Source organism: Microbacterium croceum, assembly GCF_023091245.1.
Lineage (GTDB): Bacteria > Actinomycetota > Actinomycetes > Actinomycetales > Microbacteriaceae > Microbacterium > Microbacterium croceum.
The window spans coordinates 2,603,776-2,624,076 of the sequence record NZ_JAHWXN010000001.1; the positions used below are offsets into that span (position 1 = coordinate 2,603,776).

Annotated in this window: 18 protein-coding genes; 8 read left to right on the forward strand and 10 right to left on the reverse strand. The window is 67.5% G+C overall.

The annotated features are described in order from the left end of the window. The first annotated feature begins 2 nt into the window (after positions 1-2). Together lpdA and sucB are read left to right on the forward strand one after the other, a co-directional pair. Entirely contained in the window at positions 3-1,376 is a 1,374-nt protein-coding gene (gene lpdA, locus KZC51_RS12310; protein WP_247630241.1) for a dihydrolipoyl dehydrogenase, read from the forward strand. A 67-nt stretch (positions 1,377-1,443) separates the two neighbouring features. Continuing rightward, positions 1,444-3,195, forward strand: coding sequence for a 2-oxoglutarate dehydrogenase, E2 component, dihydrolipoamide succinyltransferase (gene sucB, locus KZC51_RS12315; protein ID WP_247630242.1), 1,752 nt, complete (start codon positions 1,444-1,446; stop codon positions 3,193-3,195). Positions 3,196-3,204: 9 nt separating this feature from the next. On the opposite strand, the gene KZC51_RS12320 is transcribed toward sucB, so the two are convergent. Beyond that, the gene (locus KZC51_RS12320; protein WP_247630243.1) at positions 3,205-4,731 is read right to left on the reverse strand and encodes a hypothetical protein; all 1,527 of its coding nucleotides are present in this window, start codon (positions 4,729-4,731) and stop codon (positions 3,205-3,207) included. Between the two features lie 175 nt (positions 4,732-4,906). Between KZC51_RS12320 and KZC51_RS12325 the strand changes: the two genes are divergently transcribed. Further along, positions 4,907-5,617, forward strand: a complete 711-nt coding sequence (locus tag KZC51_RS12325) for a DUF4191 family protein (RefSeq protein WP_247630244.1) — start codon at positions 4,907-4,909, stop codon at positions 5,615-5,617. A 68-nt stretch (positions 5,618-5,685) separates the two neighbouring features. Here KZC51_RS12325 and KZC51_RS12330 read toward each other — a convergent pair whose 3' ends face one another. After that, a complete protein-coding gene (locus KZC51_RS12330; RefSeq protein WP_247630245.1) occupies positions 5,686-6,873 on the reverse strand; it encodes a RimK family alpha-L-glutamate ligase in 1,188 nt (395 codons plus the stop codon). A 25-nt stretch (positions 6,874-6,898) separates the two neighbouring features. On the opposite strand from KZC51_RS12330, the gene KZC51_RS12335 reads away from it, so the two are divergent. Further along, positions 6,899-7,378, forward strand: coding sequence for an ATP-dependent zinc protease family protein (locus tag KZC51_RS12335; protein ID WP_308194300.1), 480 nt, complete (start codon positions 6,899-6,901; stop codon positions 7,376-7,378). A 13-nt stretch (positions 7,379-7,391) separates the two neighbouring features. On the opposite strand, the gene KZC51_RS12340 is transcribed toward KZC51_RS12335, so the two are convergent. Continuing rightward, entirely contained in the window at positions 7,392-7,802 is a 411-nt protein-coding gene (locus tag KZC51_RS12340; RefSeq protein ID WP_281732092.1) for an RDD family protein, read from the reverse strand. Between the two features lie 147 nt (positions 7,803-7,949). On the opposite strand from KZC51_RS12340, the gene glnA (KZC51_RS12345) reads away from it, so the two are divergent. Beyond that, positions 7,950-9,374: a type I glutamate--ammonia ligase gene (gene glnA, locus KZC51_RS12345; RefSeq protein WP_247630248.1), complete on the forward strand. Its 1,425-nt coding sequence runs from the start codon at positions 7,950-7,952 to the stop codon at positions 9,372-9,374. Positions 9,375-9,687: 313 nt separating this feature from the next. On the opposite strand, the gene KZC51_RS12350 is transcribed toward glnA (KZC51_RS12345), so the two are convergent. After that, complete coding sequence (locus KZC51_RS12350; protein WP_247630249.1) at positions 9,688-10,116, reverse strand: DUF6855 family protein; 429 nt, start codon at positions 10,114-10,116, stop codon at positions 9,688-9,690. Between the two features lie 154 nt (positions 10,117-10,270). Between KZC51_RS12350 and KZC51_RS17880 the strand changes: the two genes are divergently transcribed. Beyond that, complete coding sequence (locus tag KZC51_RS17880) at positions 10,271-10,906, forward strand: helix-turn-helix domain-containing protein (RefSeq protein ID WP_247630250.1); 636 nt, start codon at positions 10,271-10,273, stop codon at positions 10,904-10,906. Between the two features lie 108 nt (positions 10,907-11,014). After that, a complete protein-coding gene (locus KZC51_RS12360) occupies positions 11,015-11,503 on the forward strand; it encodes a pyridoxamine 5'-phosphate oxidase family protein (protein ID WP_247630251.1) in 489 nt (162 codons plus the stop codon). A gap of 75 nt (positions 11,504-11,578) precedes the next feature. Here KZC51_RS12360 and KZC51_RS12365 read toward each other — a convergent pair whose 3' ends face one another. Next, positions 11,579-12,181 carry a hypothetical protein gene (locus KZC51_RS12365; protein ID WP_247630252.1) on the reverse strand — a complete coding sequence of 201 codons (603 nt, stop codon included), beginning with the start codon at positions 12,179-12,181 and terminating at the stop codon, positions 11,579-11,581. Positions 12,182-12,481: 300 nt separating this feature from the next. Next, positions 12,482-13,297 carry a helix-turn-helix domain-containing protein gene (locus KZC51_RS17885; protein ID WP_247630253.1) on the reverse strand — a complete coding sequence of 272 codons (816 nt, stop codon included), beginning with the start codon at positions 13,295-13,297 and terminating at the stop codon, positions 12,482-12,484. A 289-nt stretch (positions 13,298-13,586) separates the two neighbouring features. On the opposite strand from KZC51_RS17885, the gene KZC51_RS12375 reads away from it, so the two are divergent. Further along, positions 13,587-14,735 carry an AI-2E family transporter gene (locus KZC51_RS12375; RefSeq protein WP_247630254.1) on the forward strand — a complete coding sequence of 383 codons (1,149 nt, stop codon included), beginning with the start codon at positions 13,587-13,589 and terminating at the stop codon, positions 14,733-14,735. Between the two features lie 21 nt (positions 14,736-14,756). Here KZC51_RS12375 and KZC51_RS12380 read toward each other — a convergent pair whose 3' ends face one another. The 4 genes from KZC51_RS12380 to KZC51_RS12395 are packed head-to-tail and all read right to left on the reverse strand — an operon-like array spanning position 14,757 to position 20,266. Continuing rightward, a complete protein-coding gene (locus KZC51_RS12380; protein WP_247630255.1) occupies positions 14,757-15,677 on the reverse strand; it encodes a diacylglycerol/lipid kinase family protein in 921 nt (306 codons plus the stop codon). A gap of 50 nt (positions 15,678-15,727) precedes the next feature. Next, positions 15,728-18,706, reverse strand: a complete 2,979-nt coding sequence (locus tag KZC51_RS12385; RefSeq protein WP_247630256.1) for a bifunctional [glutamine synthetase] adenylyltransferase/[glutamine synthetase]-adenylyl-L-tyrosine phosphorylase — start codon at positions 18,704-18,706, stop codon at positions 15,728-15,730. Positions 18,707-18,713: 7 nt separating this feature from the next. Continuing rightward, positions 18,714-20,051, reverse strand: coding sequence for a type I glutamate--ammonia ligase (gene glnA / locus KZC51_RS12390; protein WP_247630257.1), 1,338 nt, complete (start codon positions 20,049-20,051; stop codon positions 18,714-18,716). A gap of 2 nt (positions 20,052-20,053) precedes the next feature. Beyond that, a complete protein-coding gene (locus KZC51_RS12395) occupies positions 20,054-20,266 on the reverse strand; it encodes an SPOR domain-containing protein (RefSeq protein ID WP_141871882.1) in 213 nt (70 codons plus the stop codon). Positions 20,267-20,301 lie beyond the last annotated feature (35 nt).

The following is a 20,301-nucleotide window of genomic DNA, read 5'->3' on the forward strand; positions in this document are numbered from 1 at the left end:
CTATGACCACACACACCTTCGACATCGTCGTCCTCGGCGGCGGCAGCGGCGGATACGCCGCGGCGCTCCGGGCCAGCGAGCTCGGCAATTCCGTCGTCCTGATCGAGAAGGACAAGGTCGGCGGCACCTGCCTGCACCGCGGTTGTATCCCGACGAAGGCGCTGCTGCACGCGGCGGAGGTCGCCGAGCACGTGCGCGATGCCGCATCGGTGGGCGTCACGGCGACGCTCACCGGCATCGACCCGGTAGGAGTCCGCACGTACCGCGAGGGAATCGTCGCGAAGAAGTTCAAGGGCCTCGAGGGGCTGGTCAAGGCACGCGGCATCACCACCGTGGCCGGCACCGGACGCCTCAACGCCGACCGGACGGTGAGCGTCGGCGACGACGTCTACACCGGCACAGACGTCGTGCTGGCGACCGGGTCGTACAGCCGCACGCTCCCCGGCCTCGAGATCGGCGGACGGATCATCACGAGCGAGCAGGCACTCGCTCTCGACGTCATCCCGGAGCGCGTGCTCATCCTCGGTGGCGGCGTGATCGGCGTCGAGTTCGCCAGTGTGTGGCGTTCCTTCGGCTCCGAGGTCACGATCATCGAGGCGCTCCCGCACCTCGTGCCCAACGAGGACATCGCCCTCAGCAAGGGCCTCGAGCGTGCCTTCCGTCGCCGCGGCATCCAGTACTCCCTCGGTGTCCGCTTCCAGAGCGCGGTCCAGGACGACTCCTCTGTGTCTGTCACGCTCGAAGACGGCAAGGAGTTCTCGGCGGACTACCTGCTGGTCGCCGTCGGACGTGGACCGGTCACCGCGAACCTCGGTTTCGAGGAGGCCGGAGTGACGCTCGACCGCGGATTCGTGACGGTCGACGACGATCTGCGCACCGGGGTCCCCGGCCTCTGGGCCGTCGGCGACATCGTTCCCGGCCTGCAGCTCGCGCACCGTGGGTTCCAGCAGGGCATCGCCGTCGCGGAGCGGATCTCGGGCCTCACCCCCGTGAACGTGCCCGACCTGCAGATCCCGAAAGTGACCTACTCGAGCCCGGAGGTCGCCTCGGTCGGCGTCACCGAAGCCGCGGCGATCGCCGAGCACGGCGCCGACGCCGTTTCGGCATATGAGTACAACCTCGCGGGCAACGGGAAGAGCGAGATCATCGGAACCGGCGGCCTCGTGAAGGTCGTACGTCTCAAGGATGGCCCTGTGATCGGCGTCCACCTTCTGGGTGATCGCGTCGGCGAGCTCATCACCGAGGGGCAGCTCGCTGTGGCCTGGGAGGCCCACCCCGAGGACATCGCGCCGCTGATCCACGCGCACCCCACGCAGAGCGAGGCGCTCGGCGAGGCCTTCCTCGCCCTGGCCGGAAAGCCCCTGCACGCCCTCTGAGCACCAACCGGTGCCTGAGTCACTAAGCTAGACAAGCGTCAACACACTTCCTGAAGGAGACTCCGTCATGAGCACATCCGTCATCCTCCCCGCTCTCGGTGAGAGCGTCACAGAGGGTACGGTCACCCGCTGGCTCAAGCAGGTGGGCGACACCGTACAGGCGGACGAGGGCCTGCTGGAGATCTCGACCGACAAGGTCGACACCGAGATCCCCTCCCCCGTCAGCGGCGTTATCGAGGAGATCCTCGTCGCCGAGGACGAAACCGTCGAGGTCGGCGCCCTGCTGGCCCGCATCGGAGATGGAAGCGCTGCAGCACCTGCTGCGGATGCTCCGGCCGCTGCTGAGCCTGCCGCAGAAGCAGCCCCCGCACCCGCCGCCGAGGCAGCACCTGCACCCGCCACCGAGGCAGCACCCACACCCGCCGCTGAGCCTGCTCCGGCCGCCGCGCCCGCTGGCGATGCGACCGACATCGTCCTCCCGGAACTCGGTGAGAGCGTCACCGAGGGCACCGTGACCCGCTGGCTCAAGCAGATCGGTGACACAGTCGCCGTCGACGAGGCCCTCCTCGAGATCTCGACCGACAAGGTCGACACCGAGATCCCGTCGCCGGTCGCCGGTGTGCTGCAGGAGATCGTCGCCGCCGAGGACGAGACAGTTTCCGTCGGCGCTGTGCTGGCACGCGTCGGCTCGGGTGCCGCCCCGGCAGCGCCCGCTCCCGCGGCAGAGGCTCCCGCTGCGGCTCCGGCACCTGCTCCCGCTGCGGCTCCGGCACCCGCCGCTGCGGCTCCGGCACCCGCCGCCGCGGCTCCGGCACCCGCCGCCGCGGCCCCCGCACCTGCCGCTCCCGCTCCGGCCGCGGCTGCTGCCCCGGCACCCGCCGCTCCCGCACTGGCACTGCCGACCGAGAGCGACAACCTGTACGTGACCCCGCTGGTTCGTCGCCTCGCGTCACAGCAGGGTGTCGACCTCGCTTCCGTCACCGGCACCGGTGTCGGTGGACGCATCCGCAAGGAAGACGTGCTCAAGGCTGCGGAGACGGCCACGGCCGCCCCGGCAGCGGGTGCTCCGGCAGCTGCCGCTCCTGCACCGCTTGAGGTCTCTCCGCTGCGCGGCACGACCCAGCCGATGTCCCGCCTGCGCAAGGTGCTCGCCGAGCGGGCGGTCGCGTCGATGCAGCAGACGGCTCAGCTGACCACGGTAGTCGAGGTCGATGTCACCGATCTCGCGAACTACCGCGACAGCGTCAAGGGATCGTTCCTGGAGAAGACGGGTGACAAGCTCTCGTTCCTGCCGTTCTTCGCTCTGGCCACGGCGGAGGCGCTGCGGGCGTTCCCGATCATCAACGCGACGGTGAAGGACGACCAGATCGTCTATCCCGCTACCGAGAACGTGTCGATCGCTGTCGACACCGAGCGCGGTCTGCTCACGCCCGTGCTGCGTGATGCCGCCTCGAAGAACATCGCTCAGATCGCGCACGAGATCGCCGACCTGGCGGCGCGCACGCGCGACAACAAGCTGAAGCCCGACGAGCTCGCGGGCGGCACGTTCACACTGACCAACACCGGTTCGCGTGGCGCGCTGTTCGACACGCCCGTGGTGTTCCTGCCGCAGTCGGCGATCCTCGGCACTGGCACGGTCGTCAAGCGCCCCGGCCTCGTGAAGGTCGGCGGCTCGGACGCCATCGCGATCCGCTCGTACGTGTACCTCGCGCTCTCGTACGACCACCGGATCATCGACGGTGCCGACGCTGCCCGCTTCCTCGGCGCGGTCAAGGCCCGCCTCGAGGCTGCGCAGTTCGCCGCACAGCTCGGCGCCTGATCCGACCCATCATTCTGGCTGGTCCGCGACGTCATACACGCCGCGGACCAGCCATTTTTCGTTGATCCGCACCAGCACCAGCACCCGTCCGGCTCGCGAATCCGCACCACGGCGCACATCCGCCTTCCCCTGCTGCTCCGGAGTCAGCCGGATGACGGCTGCATCCCCGTATTCATCGACGAGCTCCATCTGCGAGGAATCCGTTGCCTCCCCGCCGCGGGCACCCTCCCCGCCGAGCGATGCAAGCACGTCGGACGATCCGTCCGCGACGGCCTGGGCGCACACCTCGTCGCCGATGTCGAAGCACTTCGAGATCTCCCGGAGCAACCGGGCTGCTGCGTTCACCGGGTCCTCTTCCGACCCGATCGGCGCCGATTCGGCAGCGGACGGCGACGGCGTCGCGTCGGCCTCTCGCCCACGAGGATCGGCGCGAGGAGCAGACGCAGGGGCGTTCCCTCCCTCTGCATCGGATGTCTGAACCGCCCCGGCCCGATCCGTCGCACCGTCGGCCACCTCGCTGGTCGCACCACGGGGCCAGAGAAGCCCGATGAGCAGCACGGCGATCGCCGCCCCTCCCGCCACGAACAGCGATCGGCGACGAGGCCGGAGCGAACTACGGCGCTTCGCCGCCCGTGCCTCCGCATGCCCACGAACGAACCGAGCACGAGACACCTCCGCGCGCTCGCGGACCCGCATCGCAATGCCCGCGGCCAAAGCCGCCCCGCCCGAGAACGGCCCCCCTCGTCCCGCGCGGTCTTCGCGACTGCGCTGCGGTGTGCTCCGTCGCAGAGTCGCACGACCGTCTCGACGCGAAGGCGTCGACGAGCGATCGCCCCGCAACGCCGCGATCGCGGGACTCTCCGCGGGAACCGGCGCGAACCCTTCACGCCGGAGGACCCTCGGCGCGGCGATCTCGAGCACCTCCCGTTCCCACTTCTCGAGCAGCAGCGATGGCACACGACGCTGCTGCTCGAGGTTCGTGCGCAGCCCCTCCTCCACGACACCCAGCAGGCGCCTCTGCATCTTCTCGGTGCAGCTCTCCCCGAGCTGTGCTACCAGCAGCACGACCCCCGCGCGCGCCTCGTCCCCCTCACCCAGCACGAAGACGGGTCTCCCCTCGTCCGTCAGCCACCAGGCGCCGGTCGTCTCCTCGACCGCGTCGCCGCGTCCGAGCTCGGCCAGGGCTCGGAGCAGACTCACCACCAAGGTGCTGCACTCTCCCGGTGACAGAGCCTCGCCAGCCGCCGCGCGGCGTCCCAGGAACGTCGACGCCCGCTCCGTGCACCAGGGAAGCAGCACGTCATGCCCCTGCGCCCGACGCACGATATCGAGGGGGCCGGCCACATGCTCCGACCCTCCGAACCGCCATCCTTCCCAGCCGGCCAGAGCCGCCGCATCGACCCGGACGGCCACGGCGTCCCCTCGCGTGACCAGAACCCCGGCGAACGGACCCTCCTCCGACTCGATCACGCGGATCACGCGATGCACCCCCGGGACGAGCGGGGGTGCAGGGACATCGGTGGCGGCGGCTGGCATGTCTCCATCAGAGCCGAACGGAGCGCAGTGCGGAGCCGATCCGATCCGATGTGCAGGAATCCTCTGCGATCGACGACCTGTGCAGGAGCCGTCGATCACCCCTCCGACGCCGAGGACGCTCCGCTGGACGCGAACGCCGTCAATCACGGCCTCCGGACTCGGTAGGCTGGTGCGCATGGCAAAGCGTGCTCCCGAACCCGAAAAGCGTCCTGGGTTCTTCTCCCAGATCAAGTCCCTCTTCCGGTTCACCCGTGAGGCGTACGCCTGGCTGCCGTGGGCACAGATCGGAATCCTGATCGGCGGCGTCCTGCTCGGACTCATCGCCGGCTACCTCATCCCTCCGTTCCAGATCTGGACGCTCATCCTCTGGGGCATCAGCGGACTGATGTTCGGCGTACTCGGCGCGATGTTCCTCATGACGCGACTCTCCACGTCGGCGATGTACTCGAAGATCGACGGCATGCCCGGAGCCACCGGCCACGTGCTCAGCACGAGCCTCGGCCGCCGCTGGCAGGCCTCCGAGACGCCTGTCGGGATCAACCCGAAGACCCAGGAGGCGGTCTACCGCACTGTCGGTCGCGGCGGCGTCGTGATCGTCGGCGAAGGCGCGCGCGGTCGTCTCACCCGTCTCGTCAACGAAGAGCGCAGCAAGGTGCAGCGCGTCGCGAACGGCGTCCCTGTGACGGTGCTCTACGTCGGACACGGCGAAGACGACGTGACCATCGCCGACCTCGCCAAGACCATCAAGAAGCTCCCGAAGGCGATCGACAAGGCCACTCTCGCTGCTGTCATCCGCCGCATCGAGTCGGTGTCCCAGTCGCTCTCCTCGCTCCCGATCCCCAAGGGGATCGACCCGACGAAGGTCCGCGCGCAGCGCCCGCGCTGACCCGCAGTTTGCACTGGACGACGAAGCGCGGCCGCCCTCCTCGGAGGTGCGGCCGCGCTTCTGTCATGTCACTCCGAGAGCGGCTGCCGCGGGAGACGTCGCACCTTCGCGCGCCGGCGACGGCGCTCCGGGATCATCGAGCGCATCTCGTCGAGCTTCCCGAAGCAGAACAGACGATCCTCGGCCTCGAGCACGACGTGCTTGCGCGGGTTGGGGATCACGCTGGCGCCACGGTGCAGCGTCAGCACCGTGATGTCACGCTCCCAGAGACCGGCCTCACCCAGGGTCTTGCCCACGAGGTCGACCGCCCCGTGCACCATCAGCTCCGCCACGCCGTAGCCCGTGGACACCGTCAAGCGCTGCCGCACGTCGATCTCGGGGAATGCCACCTGCCCCGCGATGTAGTCGATGATCGCGCCGGCGACATCGAGCTTCGTCGCGGTCTCGATGCCCTGGAGCCCCGGCGAGGAGTTCACCTCCATGACGAGCGGACCATCGTCGCCCTCCAGCATGTCGACGCCGGCGACACGCAGACCCATGATCTGAGCGGAGCGCACAGCGGCCCGCTCATACACCGGATCGAGCTCGATCGCCTCGACCGAACCACCGCGGTGCACATTCGAGCGGAACTCATCTCCTGCTGCGGAGCGTCGCATCGCCGCGACCACGCGATCGCCCACGACCAGTGCGCGGATATCGCGCCCGCGGCTCTCCGCGATGAACTTCTGGATCAGCACGTTCTGCTTCGTGGAGTGCAGCGTCTCGATGATCGCCTCCGCGACCTTCACCTGCGGAGCGAGGATCACCCCGATCCCCTGCGTGCCCTCGAGGAGCTTGATGACCACCGGCGCACCTCCCACCCGCTCGATCGCCGGGCGCACGTCGGCCCGATTGCGCACGAAGGCGGTCGGCGGCATCGCGATGTTGTGACGGGACAGGATCTGGTTGGCGCGGAGCTTGTCGCGCGCGCTGGAGATGCCGTTCGCCGTGTTCGGCGTGTACACGTCCATCTGCTCGAACTGGCGCACCACGGCGGTGCCAAAGTAGGTGATCGAGTTGCCGATGCGCGGCAGGATGGCGTCATAGTCGCTGAGCTGTCTGCCGCGGTAGTGCAGGTCCGGTTCATCTGCGGTGAGGTCGATCGCGAAGCGCAGGGTGTTGAGCACCTTGACGTTGTGGCCGCGCTGGAGGGCAGCCGCACGCAGTCGCTGGGTGGAGTACGCCTGAGGCGCACGGGAGAGCACTGCGATCTTCACGGAGAATTCCTGCCAGGATGGTCGGGTGACTAAGACATCCCATTCAAACACTCTTACAGGGTGGCGAGAATGGGTTGCGTTGCCCGATCTCGGCGTCGACTGGATCAAAGCCAAGATCGACACCGGCGCGCGCACATCGTCGCTGCACGCATTCGACATCCAGGAGTTCGACCGCGAGGGCGAGTCCTGGGTGAGATTCCGCGTCAAGCCCTGGCAGGACAGCCAGGAGGACACGGTGGTGGTCGAGACCCCCGTGCACGATAGACGCGCCGTACGCAGCTCGTCGGGCCATGCCCAGGAGCGCTTGGTCGTCATGCTGCTGATCCGCCTCGTCGACCGCGAGGTGCTGGCCGAGGTCACTCTAAGCAACCGTGACGAGATGGGCTTCCGCATGCTCATCGGCCGAGAAGCGCTGCGACGCGGATACACCGTGGACCCCGCGCGCTCGTTCCTGGGCGGACGAGCGCCGCGAGAAGCCCGTCGCCGCAACCGCGGCAAGGCCTGATCGCCAGACGACGTCAGGCGCGGATCAGGACCGTGCCGACGGCCTTGTCGTGCAGGCCGCGCTGGTCGGCGTCCCAGATGACAGCCGGAATCACGACGATCAGCAGCAGAGTGCGCACGATGGGGCGCCACACCCCGATCCATCCGCCGTCCATCCGCACGAGACGCAGGCCCACGATGCGATGGCCAGGGCTGCCGCCAACGACGGGGATGAAGACCACCTGCAGCAGCGCGAAGACGAGCAGCGGGGCGAACTGCGTGAGTCCGGCCTCGGTCGGAAGCGCGAACTGGTTGAAGCCGAGGAAGCCGGTCGCGATGATCGTCGCGGCGGTGTAGTCGATCAAGAGGGCTCCGATTCGACGCCCGATGCGGCCGATGCTCCGAGATCCTGAGTCCGGGAGTCCGAGTCGCTCACCGGGGTACATGTTCGCTGCATCCGTCACCTCCCCAGCCTACCGATGCGCTCCGGGCGCTGTAACAAGCCCGAAACAAAGCGGACACTCTGGAGAAATCCCTCAGCCGTACTGTGCAGAATGGCCGTAAGCCATCGATCCGCTACACAGGAGTCGTACATGTTCAAAGATTCGTCCGAGGTGCTGAGCTACATCAAGGAGAACGACGTCAAGTTCCTTGACATCCGTTTCACCGATCTTCCTGGTGTGCAGCAGCACTTCAACATTCCTGCGTCAACGGTCGACGAGGCGTTCTTCACGGAAGGACAGCTGTTCGACGGCTCCTCGATCCGTGGTTTCGCCAGCATTCACGAATCCGACATGCAGCTGATCCCGGACGTGACGACGGCTTATGTCGACCCGTTCCGCGAGGCGAGCACGCTCGTGATGATCTTCGACATCTACAACCCGCGCACTGGCGAGATCTATTCGAAGGACCCGCGTCAGGTCGCCAAGAAGGCGGAGAAGTACCTCACGTCGACCGGCATCGCCGACACCGCGTTCTTCGCCCCTGAGGCCGAGTTCTACATCTTCGACGATGTCCGTTACTCGGTCACCTCGAACTCCAGCTTCTACAGCGTCGACTCGGAAGAGGGCGCCTGGAACACCGGCCGCGAGGAAGAAGGCGGAAACCTCGCCAACAAGACCCCCTACAAGGGCGGCTACTTCCCCGTGAGCCCCGTCGACAAGACGGCCGACCTTCGCGACGACATCACCCTGAAGCTGATCGACGCCGGGTTCATCCTCGAGCGCTCGCACCACGAGGTCGGCACCGGCGGTCAGCAGGAGATCAACTACCGCTTCGACACGATGGTCCACGCGGCGGACGACATCCTGAAGTTCAAGTACATCGTCAAGAACACCGCCGAGGAATGGGGCAAGGTCGCGACCTTCATGCCCAAGCCGCTCTATGGCGACAACGGCTCCGGTATGCACACCCACCAGTCGCTGTGGAGCGACGGAAAGCCGCTGTTCTACGATGAGGCGGGCTACGGCCAGCTCAGCGACATCGCGCGCTGGTACATCGGCGGCATCCTGGCGCACGCGCCTGCTCTGCTCGCCTTCACCAACCCGACGCTGAACAGCTACCACCGTCTGGTCAAGGGCTTCGAGGCTCCGGTCAACCTGGTCTACTCGGCCGGTAACCGTTCCGCCGCGATCCGCATCCCGATCACGGGCTCGAACCCGAAGGCCAAGCGCATCGAATTCCGTGCGCCCGACGCCTCCGGCAACCCGTATCTCGCCTTCGCCGCCCAGCTCATGGCCGGCCTCGACGGCATCAAGAACCGCATCGAGCCGCACGAGCCGGTCGACAAGGACCTCTACGAGCTTCCCCCCGAGGAGGCGAAGGACATCCCGCAGGTTCCCAACTCCTTGCTGGACTCGCTGGACGCCCTCGCGGCCGACCACCAGTTCCTCCTCGAGGGTGGCGTGTTCACCAAGGAGCTCATCGAGACCTGGATCTCCTACAAGTACGAGAACGAGATCCTGCCGATGGCCCAGCGTCCGCACCCGTTCGAGTACGAGCTGTACTTCGGAGTCTGACCTGATCCCGCCGATCCCCTGCGGCTGATCCGCAGGAAGTCCGCTGAATCGAAAGAGCCCGTCACGGTCCGCCGTGACGGGCTCTTCGTGGTTCCTGGGCTGCGCGTATCCTCCGCGCACGTGCACCTCATCCTCGGGTTCGCGGATGCGCCGGCGGTCGCCACGGTCGCCATCATCGACGTGAGGCGACGTTCTGCGACGTCGCGCCCCGCCGAGCCGTCGCGAATGGGCGCTTCCGATGCTCGGAGGCGGCGTTCTGGGGCTTCCCAGTGGCAGCGCGTGCGGCATCTCTCGATGCATCCGAGGGATCACCTCACGCGGGTGTGATCGCTCTGACGCGGTTGTTGCGAGGATTGTGCTCGAGCTCGACGAGACCCAGGGCTTCGAGAAGCGGGGGAAGGTACATGCCGAAGCGGCCTCGATACCCGTTCCGCTGGCCGTACCACCCACCGACGGGGTTGTCCGAAGCTCGCCCCCATGCCTCCACCGACTCCGGGGGTGGATCCTTCTTCTCATCCGATGCTCCCAAGAGCACCCAGTCTCCTCGTCGCACGAGTTCCGCGTGGAGATCGTCGACCGCGCGGGCGAGATAGGTGAGCCTGGTCGCGCCGACCTGGCAGACCAGGAGAGGCGGATCGCTGTCTTCATCCCGGTACATCGCGTACTCGGACGACAGGGGCGCCGTCTTCAGAACCCACGGGTCCGCCTGAGTGCCCGCCCCTGACCAGTGCTGTTCGCCCATCACCCTGCTCCCTCCGTCGCGACCAGTCCGACGGTCGCTCTGCGGCGAGCATACGCGCCTGACACCCGCCCTGGACAGGCCGGGAACGGGCCGTGGTCAGCGGCGCGAGGAGGCGTCGACGAAACGGTCCCGCAACAGCCGGAGATGTTCCGGCGTGAGCCGCCGAGTCGTCTCCGCATGGCTGTCGCACGCCGAGGGCAGGGCCGATCGCGCGCTCGCCCTTGCAGCGCCGGTACTCGCGAGCGGAACGGGGGCTCCCGTGGCACACGCCCGACTCGCCGAGCTCTATCGCGTGCTGGGGGAACCCGCGCTCGCCACTAAGGCGCTCCGGCTCGCGAACACCGTCGCGCTTCCCCGCTACGCACTGGTCAACACCCTCGTCACCTCCGCAGCGCTCAACGCGGAAGCCGGCCGCGGGCGCCAGGCGCATGAGCAGCTCGACCGCGCACTGGAAGCGGCGACGGCGGAGCGGGTCCTCGCGCCCTTCCTGGCGGACGACGAGGTGATCGGCGACCTTCTCGGCGCCCACGCGCACCGCGGCTCCCGCCACCACGTGCTCCTGCAAAGCATCCTGGAGCGCCGTGGGCATCTCACGAGCCTGCTCGGCGGCGTCCTCACCCGGCGCGAGAACGAGATCCTCGTCTGCCTGCGCACCGAGCTGACGGCGGAGGAGATCGCGTCGCACCTGGGCATCACCTACCCGACCGTGAAGACGCACATCCGGTCCGTCTATCGCAAGCTCGGCGTGAGCAGTCGGCGGGCGGCCGTCCATGCGATCGACGCCCGCTAGCCCGTAACGCGGGTGCTGCGGAATCGCAACCCCCTCGGCGGCCGCCCGTCGCACCGTGATGATGGGATCTCCGCCCGGACACGGGCCTGCGCGAAAGGGACGACCCTCATGACCGACACCACCCCCACCCAGCGCGTCGCGGAGCTGATCAAGGACTTCCGCTTCGCGATGCTCACCACTCGCGACGCAGAGGGCCGGCTGGTCGCACACCCGCTCACCGTGCAGGAGGCGGAGTTCGATGGCGACCTCTGGTTCCTCGTGTCCCGGAGCGCGTCGTTCGTGGCCGACCTCCGACGAGACGACCGCGTCGGCGTCTCACTCAGCTCCAACGACTCGTGGGTCTCGCTCTCCGGCACCGCCGAGCTCGTGGACGACCCGGCCAAGGTCCGGGAGCTGTGGAGCCCGACCGTCGAGGCATGGTTCACGAATGGCCCCGACGACCCCGATGTGGGACTCCTCACGTTCTCCGCCGACTCCGCGGAGTACTGGGACAGCCCGGGAGGAAAGATCGCCTCCCTCTTCAGCTTCGTCAAGGCCAAGGTCACGGGAGAGCCGTACGACGCCGAGAACGAGAAGGTGGAACTCCCCCGCGACTGACGTACCGCAGACGCGGAAGGAGCCCGTGCTCGACGATCGACGAGCACGGGCTCCTTGCGGATGCGAGGTGGGAGCTTACGGAACCTTCGCGCCCGACGTCTTCTCGCTCAGGTACTCCGAGGAGAGCGTCGTGTTGACGTAGCTCGGGGTCAGCACGCCGCCCGCGGTCGGGTAGAGCCAGACGACCGGCAGAGAGACGATGTTCGACGCTCCGTTGAGGATGCCCGTGTAGACGTACTGGACAGAGCCGGTCGTGCCGGCCTCGGGAAACGCGCCCACACGAACCCAGCCGTTGAGCGTGCGCTCCTCGAGACGATAGCTGGTCGGCGTGGTGACACCGTTACCGGCTCCCCACTGGACCGTCACGGTCACGGCACCGGACGAGTAGAGTCCTGCCGGCTCGATGTCACCCGTGTCGGGGTTCAGGACATTGAATCCGACGCTCTGGCCGGTGTTGATCTGCACGCGGTTCGGCTGCGTGACCGTCCACGTCCCCACCGACGTGCTGCCCTGCCATTCGGACAATCCGCCAGCCGGAGCAGGCTGCGGGGTGTTGATGCTCGCCGCGGCGAGCGGCGTTGCCACGGCGACAGCGATCACCGGAGCGGACCAGGCCGCCGCCTTGATCACGGTGCGGCGGTTCATGCCCGCGCCGTTCTCTTTGTCGATGGTGCTCATTGCGATGTACTCCTCAGGGGTCGAGTCCCGGCACGATGGCGACGCACACCACGAATGACGGCTGCGGACACGAGGGCGATCCGCACGAGACGTGCGGGGCACCGAACCGCGTCAGCGCGGGCATGCTGCAGGCGGACGGACTCCGCACTGCGGGCGACAGGTCGCGCGCCGGGTGGCTCGACCTGCACCTGCCATGCTGTCGCCAGCGCCCCCTCCCCCGGCGCCCAGACGGGGATCTTGTCGCCAGCGGCCCATCGATTGTCGCTCTGGGTATCGCCGCGCCTGTCAGGAGGAATACCGTCACGCGGCAATCGAGCGACGGACCGCCGAGGGCGAGGGTCGCCCCTCCTGCGCCATCGCTCTGGCCAGGCTCGAACCACCGGAGAAGCCGGAGTACTGCCCGATCTCGGCGATGCTCAGTCCGTCGTAGGTCCGATCCGTGAGCAGATCGAGAGCATGCTCCACGCGCGAGCGACGGATGGCGCGCTCCGGCGTCATCTCACGCGAGCGGAATGCACGCTGCAGCTGTCGCAGCGATACCTTCAACTGGTCTGCGATGCCGCGGGGGGTGAGGTTCGGGTCCGAGCGCTGAGCGAGGATCGTGCTCATCGCATCGCGATACACGTCGGACGCGGGCCCCACGCGGGGCGAACGGGTCCCTTCCACCGCCACTCCGAGCACCATCTCTTGGAGCAGCCTCTCGAAGTAGTAGTTGCCGAATCCACTGACGGGCTCGGCATCGGCTGCCGCGGCACGCTCGGCGAAGGCGACCGCAGGATCGAGAAGCGCGCTCGCGGAAGCGATCGGACGCACCTCGCCTGGCCCTGGCGCAGGGTAGCCGGTCAGTGCCTCAGCGGGGATGACGATAGAGAGAAGGCGCAGGTCATCCCGCGGCGATGCGAGCAGCGGCGCGTCGTGACTCGACAGGAATGCGTCGTTCTTCCGGAGGCGAAGTGTGCCTGCCGCGGAACCGATGTCCATTCCGCCTGCTCTGACGCTGTGGAGGCCGATGAGACCGGCGACGCGTTCGAGACGGGACTTTCCCTCGTCCCGGCTCTTGACGAACTCACGGATGCGCACACTGCCGAACACAGCCAGTGTGCGTGCTTTGGTCACCGGCACGGGCCCCCCGAACCGATGTGTGCGAATACGCGCTCGGCGCGCGCTCGAACACCCCTCATATGACCCTTCCCCTACGGATCCCCACGGTTCCCTGCCGTGGCCGTGTCCCCCAAAGGGGGGACACACCCCCAATACTAGGGGTACCGAAGCGGAAGATTCCGCAGATGAAGAACATGCAACGGAATGCAGTTGATTGCACCGAGCGCCCTCACGGCGCGGCTCGCTTGACCGCACCGCATGCGGGTGATCAACTGAGGGGTCGGACAGTCGAGTGGGGGACATCATGCGTCGGAAGTCGAACAACGATCACGTCGAACCGGTGAAGCCTGCACCCTCACCCTCCCGCCCCTCCGCGGCCGTCGCCTCACTCGCGCGGGCCAACCCGTTCATGCTCGGACTCCTCGGCGCGCTCGGCGTGCTGGTGGCGCTGGTGATCGGCGGAATCGTCGACCAACTCGCCACGGTTCTCGTCTACATCGGCGTCGCGATCTTCCTGGCACTCGGACTCGACCCCATCGTCCGATTCATCGAACGAAAGCTCCCCCGCCCCGCGGCTGTCGCGATCGTGGTGACCGGAGTGGTCCTGGCGTTCGCCGGCATCATCCTCGCGATCGTCCCGATCCTGGTGCAACAGGTCACCAACCTGATCGAGGACGGGCCGCAGATGGTCAAGGACATCCAGGCGTCCGGATGGTTCAAAGATCTGAACAACCAGTTCGGATCGACGTTCGAGGACGCGGCGAACGGCATCCTCTCCTTTCTGAAGGACCCCGGCAACCTGGCCGACATCGGTGGAGGGGTGTTCGCGGTGGGGGCCGGGATCGCCGGCGGATTCACCGGAGTCACGATCGTCCTGATCCTCACCCTGTACTTCATGGCTTCGCTGCACGGTATCAAGCGCACCGCGGCCCGTTTCGTGCCCGCGTACCAGCGCGACACGTTCAGCGAACTATTGGAAGACGTCTCCGGCGCCGTCGGGCGCTACGTGATCGGACAGGCCAGCCTCGCGCTGATCAACGGCGTGTTGAGCCTGATCATGCTCAGCATCATCGGCGCGCCTGTTCCTGCGCTCCTCGCCTTGATCGCCTTCATCGGGTCGATGATCCCGCTGGTGGGAACCCTCTCCGCGTCGATCATCAACTCCTTGATCTGCCTCTTCATCAGTCCGCTGACCGCCCTCATCGCGATCATCTACTACCTCGTCTACATGCAGATCGAGGCATACGTCCTGTCGCCGCGCATCATGAGCAAGGCAGTCGCGGTTCCCGGAGCACTCGTCGTCATCGCGGCGGTTGCCGGTGGAGCACTCGGCGGGATCCTCGGCGCGCTGGTCGCCATCCCGGTCGCTGCGAGCATCATCATCATCGTCCAGAAGGTGCTGTTCCCTGCCCAGGACCGCAAGACGGCTCCCCCCGTGCTCACGGCGCCCTGAGCGGGGCCGGGCTGGAGGGGATCAGCGAACGAGCAGAGCACCCGCCTCGACGCGCACGTCGAACGAGGTGACATCGCCCATCTCCTCGCCGTCGATCTCGAAGGCGAGCGGGGTCTCCAGCTCGACAGAGATCGTCTCGAGTGCGATGTGCTGCGCCGACTCCGTGCTGACGGCCTCATCGCCCCCGGCGAAGAACCGGCGGATACCGTTGTCCCAGACGAACGAGCGGAAGGTGTCGAGCCACTGCAGCGGGCCGTCGGCACTCACCATCAGCACATCGAGCTTGCCATCGTCGAGCACGGCGTCAGGCAACAGTCGGATGCCGCCCTGCACCATGCCGCAATTGCCGATCAGCATGGTGTGACCACGCACCGCGACGGGATTACCCCCGTCGACCGACACCGTGATGTCGGTCATCTCCGTGCCGGCCAGTGCGCGCCCCATCGCCTCGACATAGGCGAGCCAACCGGCCTTGGATTTCAGATCGTCATCGGTTTCGACCAGCATCTGCGCGTCGATCCCGAACCCGACCATCACGGCGAAGGCGTGCTCGGCACCGTCGTGCGACACCCATCCCAGATCTATCCGCCGCGGCTCCCCGTCGCGCACCCGCTCGAGCGCCGCCGTGATGTCGTTCAGCGGCACCTCGAGGTTGCGGGCGAGCAGGTTGCCCGTGCCCTGCGGCACGATACCGAGAGCGACATCCGAACCAGCGAGCGACTCCGCCACCGCACGGACCGTCCCGTCGCCGCCCACCGCGATCACGATGTCCCGGCTGTCCTCCCGCGCTTCCTCGGCCATGCCGCGACCGGGGTCTTCCGGTGTGGTCTCCCACCAGCGGATGTCCTGCTCGTCCCCGAACACGCCGCTGACGGCACTCTGCAGCACCTCCTGCTCGACCTTGGAAGGGTTCCAGACGATGCCGATGCGTGCGTGGGTCATAGCGTCAGCTTGAGCGACAGCGACGGATACTGCAACTCGACCCGCACGTGTCAGCCGTAGAACAGGTGCTCGAACGCCTTGCGCGCCCGTCTCGTGACCCCGAGATAGTCTTCTTCGAGTTCGGTCGCGGAGCGATCAGGGTAGCCCAGGAGGCGACCGATCGCGTCGAGCTCACGGCGGTCTGCCGGCAGCACATCCGTCGTCTGTCCCGTGAGCAGGGTGATCGCCGAACGCAGTCTGCTCGCCAACCGCCAGGCCTCACGCAGCCGTTCCGCGGAGACCTCGTCGACCAGCTCGGCCGCCACCGCGGCATCCAGTGCCGCGATGGTGGAGGTGGTCCGCATCCCCGGGATACGGTGCGCATGCTGCAGCTGCAGGAGCTGGACCAGCCATTCGACATCGCTCAACGTTCCCGGCCCGAGCTTCAGATGCCGTCTCGGATCGGCCCCCTGGGGCAACCGCTCCCCCTCGACCCGTGCCTTGATGCGCTTGATCTCGCGCAGCCCCTGCTGGTCCACGGTCTCGGGGTAGCGGATCGAATCGGCGAGCTCCGTGAACTTCTCGATCAGCTTGGCGCTGCCCGCCACACCGCGCCCCCGCAGCAGCGCCTGTGCCTCCCAGGAGAGCGACCAGCGGCGGTAGTAGGCGGTGTACGCCTCGATAGAACGCACGACAGGGCCACTGCGCCCCTCCGGACGCAGGTCGGCATCGAGGTCGAGCGGCAGCCGATGGTCCGTCAGATGCTCGCGAAGGCGTGTGACGATCTGGGTGGCGAGCGTCTGCGCGCGCTGCGGATCCACGCCGTTCGCATCGTAGACGTAGAGGATGTCGGCGTCCGATCCGAACCCGAGCTCGGCGCCGCCGAATCGGCCCATGCCGATCACGGCGAAATCCAGCGCCTCGTCCTCGGGCGGGACGACCTCCCGGAACACCGCCCGCAACGCCGCCTGGATCGTCGTCTCGGTGATCTCGGTGAGCGCGGTCGCGATCTCCTCGATCGTCACCACGTCGAGCACCGCTCCCATGGCGGTGCGCAGAAGCTCACGGCGTCGGTTGGCCCTGACGGCCCGGAGCGCGTCACCGACGGTCTCATGCCGGGTCTGGATCGCCCGCGCTTCCTCATCGAGTGCGACCCCGCCGCGTGGGCGGAGCAGGTCGGTGCTGTCCAGCCAGGCCACGGATTCCGGGATCCACTCCATCAGCTCGCCGATGTAGCGCGAGGACGACAGCAGACGTGTCAGGCTCTCGGCGGCTCCGGAGGAGTCGCGCAGCATGCGGAGGAACCAGGGGGTGTCGCCGAGACGCTCGCTGATGCGGCGGAAGGCGATCAGCCCGTAGTCGGGGTCGCTGCCGTCCGCGAACCAGCGCACCATGATCGGCATCAGGTGCCGCTGGATCGTCGCCTTACGGCTGAGGCCGGTGGTGAGCGCGCCGATGTGACGGAGCGCCCCCGCCGGGTCACGGAATCCGATCGCCGCCAGACGGTCGTGCGCCTGGGCGGCCGAGAGCGTGCGCTCCTCCTCGGGCAGCGCGGCCACTGCGCTGAGCAGCGGACGGTAGAAGAGGCGGGTGTGGATCTCGCGCACCTCGCGGCGCACGGTCTCCCAACGCGCCCAGATCCCGTCGCCGGTGTCTGCCAGGCCGGTGCTGCGCGCGAGCACCCGAAGCCCGGCGGGGGTGCGCGGCATCAGGTGGGTCCTGCTGAGCTCGCGGAGTTGCAGGCGATGCTCCATCAGACGCAGGATGCAGTAGTCCTGCGCGAACGCTGCCGCCTCTACGCGACCGATGTAGCCCCCCGCGACCAGCGCATCGAGGCTCTCCAGCGTGCCACGGGTGCGCAGTGTGGGATCGGTGAGACCGTGCACGAGCTGTAGCAGCTGCACGGTGAACTCGATATCGCGGATGCCGCCGGCGCCGAGCTTGATCTGATACGGGACGTCTTCCGGGTCGATGTGCTCCATCACGCGTTCCCGCATGCGCTGGACGCTGTCGACGAAATCTTTGCGCGCGGCGCTGGACCAGATCTTCGGCTGAACCGCGGCAATGTAGTCGTCACCGAGTTCTGCGTCACCGGCGAGTGGCCGCGCCTTCAACAGAGCCTGGAACTCCCAACTCTTCGCCCAGCGGTCGTAGTACGCCAGGTGTGAGGCGAGCGAACGCACCAACGCGCCCTGCTTCCCCTCCGGCCGGAGGGCGGCGTCGACCTCCCACAGGGGCGGCTCGACTTCGATCCCACTGAGTCCGCGCATGGTCTCGCGGGCGAGCCGGGTCGCGATATCGATCGCCCTCGCCTCGCTGACCGCATCTTCGTCGGCCGTGCCACCGACGAAGATGACGTCGACGTCGCTCACGTAGTTCAGTTCGCGGGCACCGGACTTGCCCATGCCGATGATCGCGAGTCGCGTCGCCGCGATCTGTTCCCGAGACGTCGATCCTTCGAGGCGGGCACGTGCCACCGCGAGAGAGGCTTCGAGCGCGGCACCGGCCGCATCTGCGAGAGCAGCAGCCACCCCTCCGACGACGGTGGTGGGCGCCGGATGCATCAGGTCGAACGCCGCGATCCTCGCCAGGCTCGCTCGGTAGGCGACGCGCAGGGCGACGACCGCGGAATCCTCTCCGGAGGCCGCGAACCCGTCGACGGTACCGACCGAGGAGAGCATCGCGTCGCGCAGCTCCGTCGACGACGGCAGCGCGTCGATCTCCCCGCTGAGCACCGAGAGGCGGTCGGGATGACGCAGGAAGAAGTCCGCCAGCCCCTCCGATGCACCGAGGACACGCCACACCCGTCGGCGTTCCTGGTCGCCGTCCAGCAACCGCTTCAGCGGCCCGGGATCACGTCGAGCGACCCGCAGCATTCCGCGCACCGCCGCATCGGCATCCGGAGCCCCCGCCGCACCGTCCAGTATCTCGGCACGGGGGACGCCGAGGATCGTGGACAGTTCGGCGAGCTCGGCGGCCGCTTCGCTCAGCTCCGCGAAACCGAGCCTGGCCAGCGCAGAGAGCGAGACGGAATCGTCCGGACGGGCCATGCGCGACTCAGAGAAGCTCGAGGTTGTTCTTCAGCTCCAACGGAGTGACCTGACCACGGTAGGCCTCCCATTCCTTGCGCTTGTTGAGCAGCACGTAGTTGAACACCTGCTCCCCCAGCGTCTCGGCGACGAGCTCCGAGTCCTCCATGTACTCGAGGGCGTGGTCGAGGCTCGCCGGCAGCGAGGAGTAACCGAGAGCGCGGCGCTCCGCGTCGCTCAGGGACCACACGTTGTCCTCGGCCTCGGGCGGAAGCTCGTAGCCCTCCTCGATGCCCTTGAGCCCGGCGGCGAGCATCAGCGCGTAGGCGAGATAAGGATTCGCCGCGGAGTCCAGGGCCCGGTACTCGACGCGCGAGGACTGTCCCTTGTTCGGCTTGTACATCGGTACCCGCACGAGCGCCGAACGATTGTTGTGACCCCAGGTGACGAAGCTCGGAGCCTCGTCGCCGCCCCAGAGACGCTTGTAGGAGTTGACGAACTGGTTCGTCACCGCCGAGATCTCGTTGGCGTGCTTGAGCAGCCCCGCGATGAAGTGCCGACCGGTCTTCGAGAGCTGATATTTGGCACCCTCCTCGTAGAAGGCGTTCTGGTCGCCCTCGAAGAGTGACATGTGGGTGTGCATCCCGCTGCCGGGGTGACCGCTGAGCGGCTTCGGCATGAAAGTGGCGTAGACACCCTGCTCGATCGCCACCTCCTTGATCACGGTGCGGAAGGTCATCACGTTGTCCGCCGTCGTCAGAGCGTCGGCGTACCGCAGATCGATCTCGTTCTGACCGGGACCCCCCTCGTGGTGGCTGAACTCCACCGAGATGCCGAGGTCTTCGAGCATCCGCACCGAGCGCCGACGGAAGTCGTGGGCGGTGCCGCCGGGGACGTTGTCGAAGTAGCCGGCGGAATCCACCGGGATCGGCCCCTCGGGCCCGTACGACGACGACTTGAGGAGATAGAACTCGATCTCGGGGTGCGTGTAGAACGTGAAGCCGGCATCTGCCGCCTTGGCGAGTGTGCGCTTGAGCACGTGGCGCGGGTCAGCGACAGCGGGCTGGCCGTCCGGTGTCGTCAGATCGCAGAACATGCGTGCGGTCGGATCGATCTCCCCACGCCACGGCAGCGTCTGGAACGTCGTGGGATCCGGCTGCGCCAGCAGGTCGGACTCGTAGCTGCGTGTCAGTCCCTCGATGGCCGAACCGTCGAAGCCGATGCCCTCCGCGAAGGCCCCTTCGACCTCGGCGGGCGCGATGGCGACCGATTTGAGGGTTCCGATCACGTCGGTGAACCACAGTCGCACGAACTTGACGCCGCGCTCTTCGATCGTCCGGAGGACGAAATCCCTCTGCTTGTCCATGGCTACTCTGCGCCCTGGCCTTTCGCGTCCCAGCCCTGCTCGACTGCTTCTTCTTCGGCCCAGGCGCGCGAGCGCTCCTTGAGCACTTCGGGGGCACGGGCGGCCTCGGCTGCCGTGTCGAAAGGACCGACTCGGTCCGCGGACGGCGAGATCATGCCGAACTCGACCTGCCCGGTCTCCGAGTTGTACCAGTACTTGTCATCACCGTCAGACATGTTCCGTCCCTCCTTCACGTGGTGACTCCGATCCT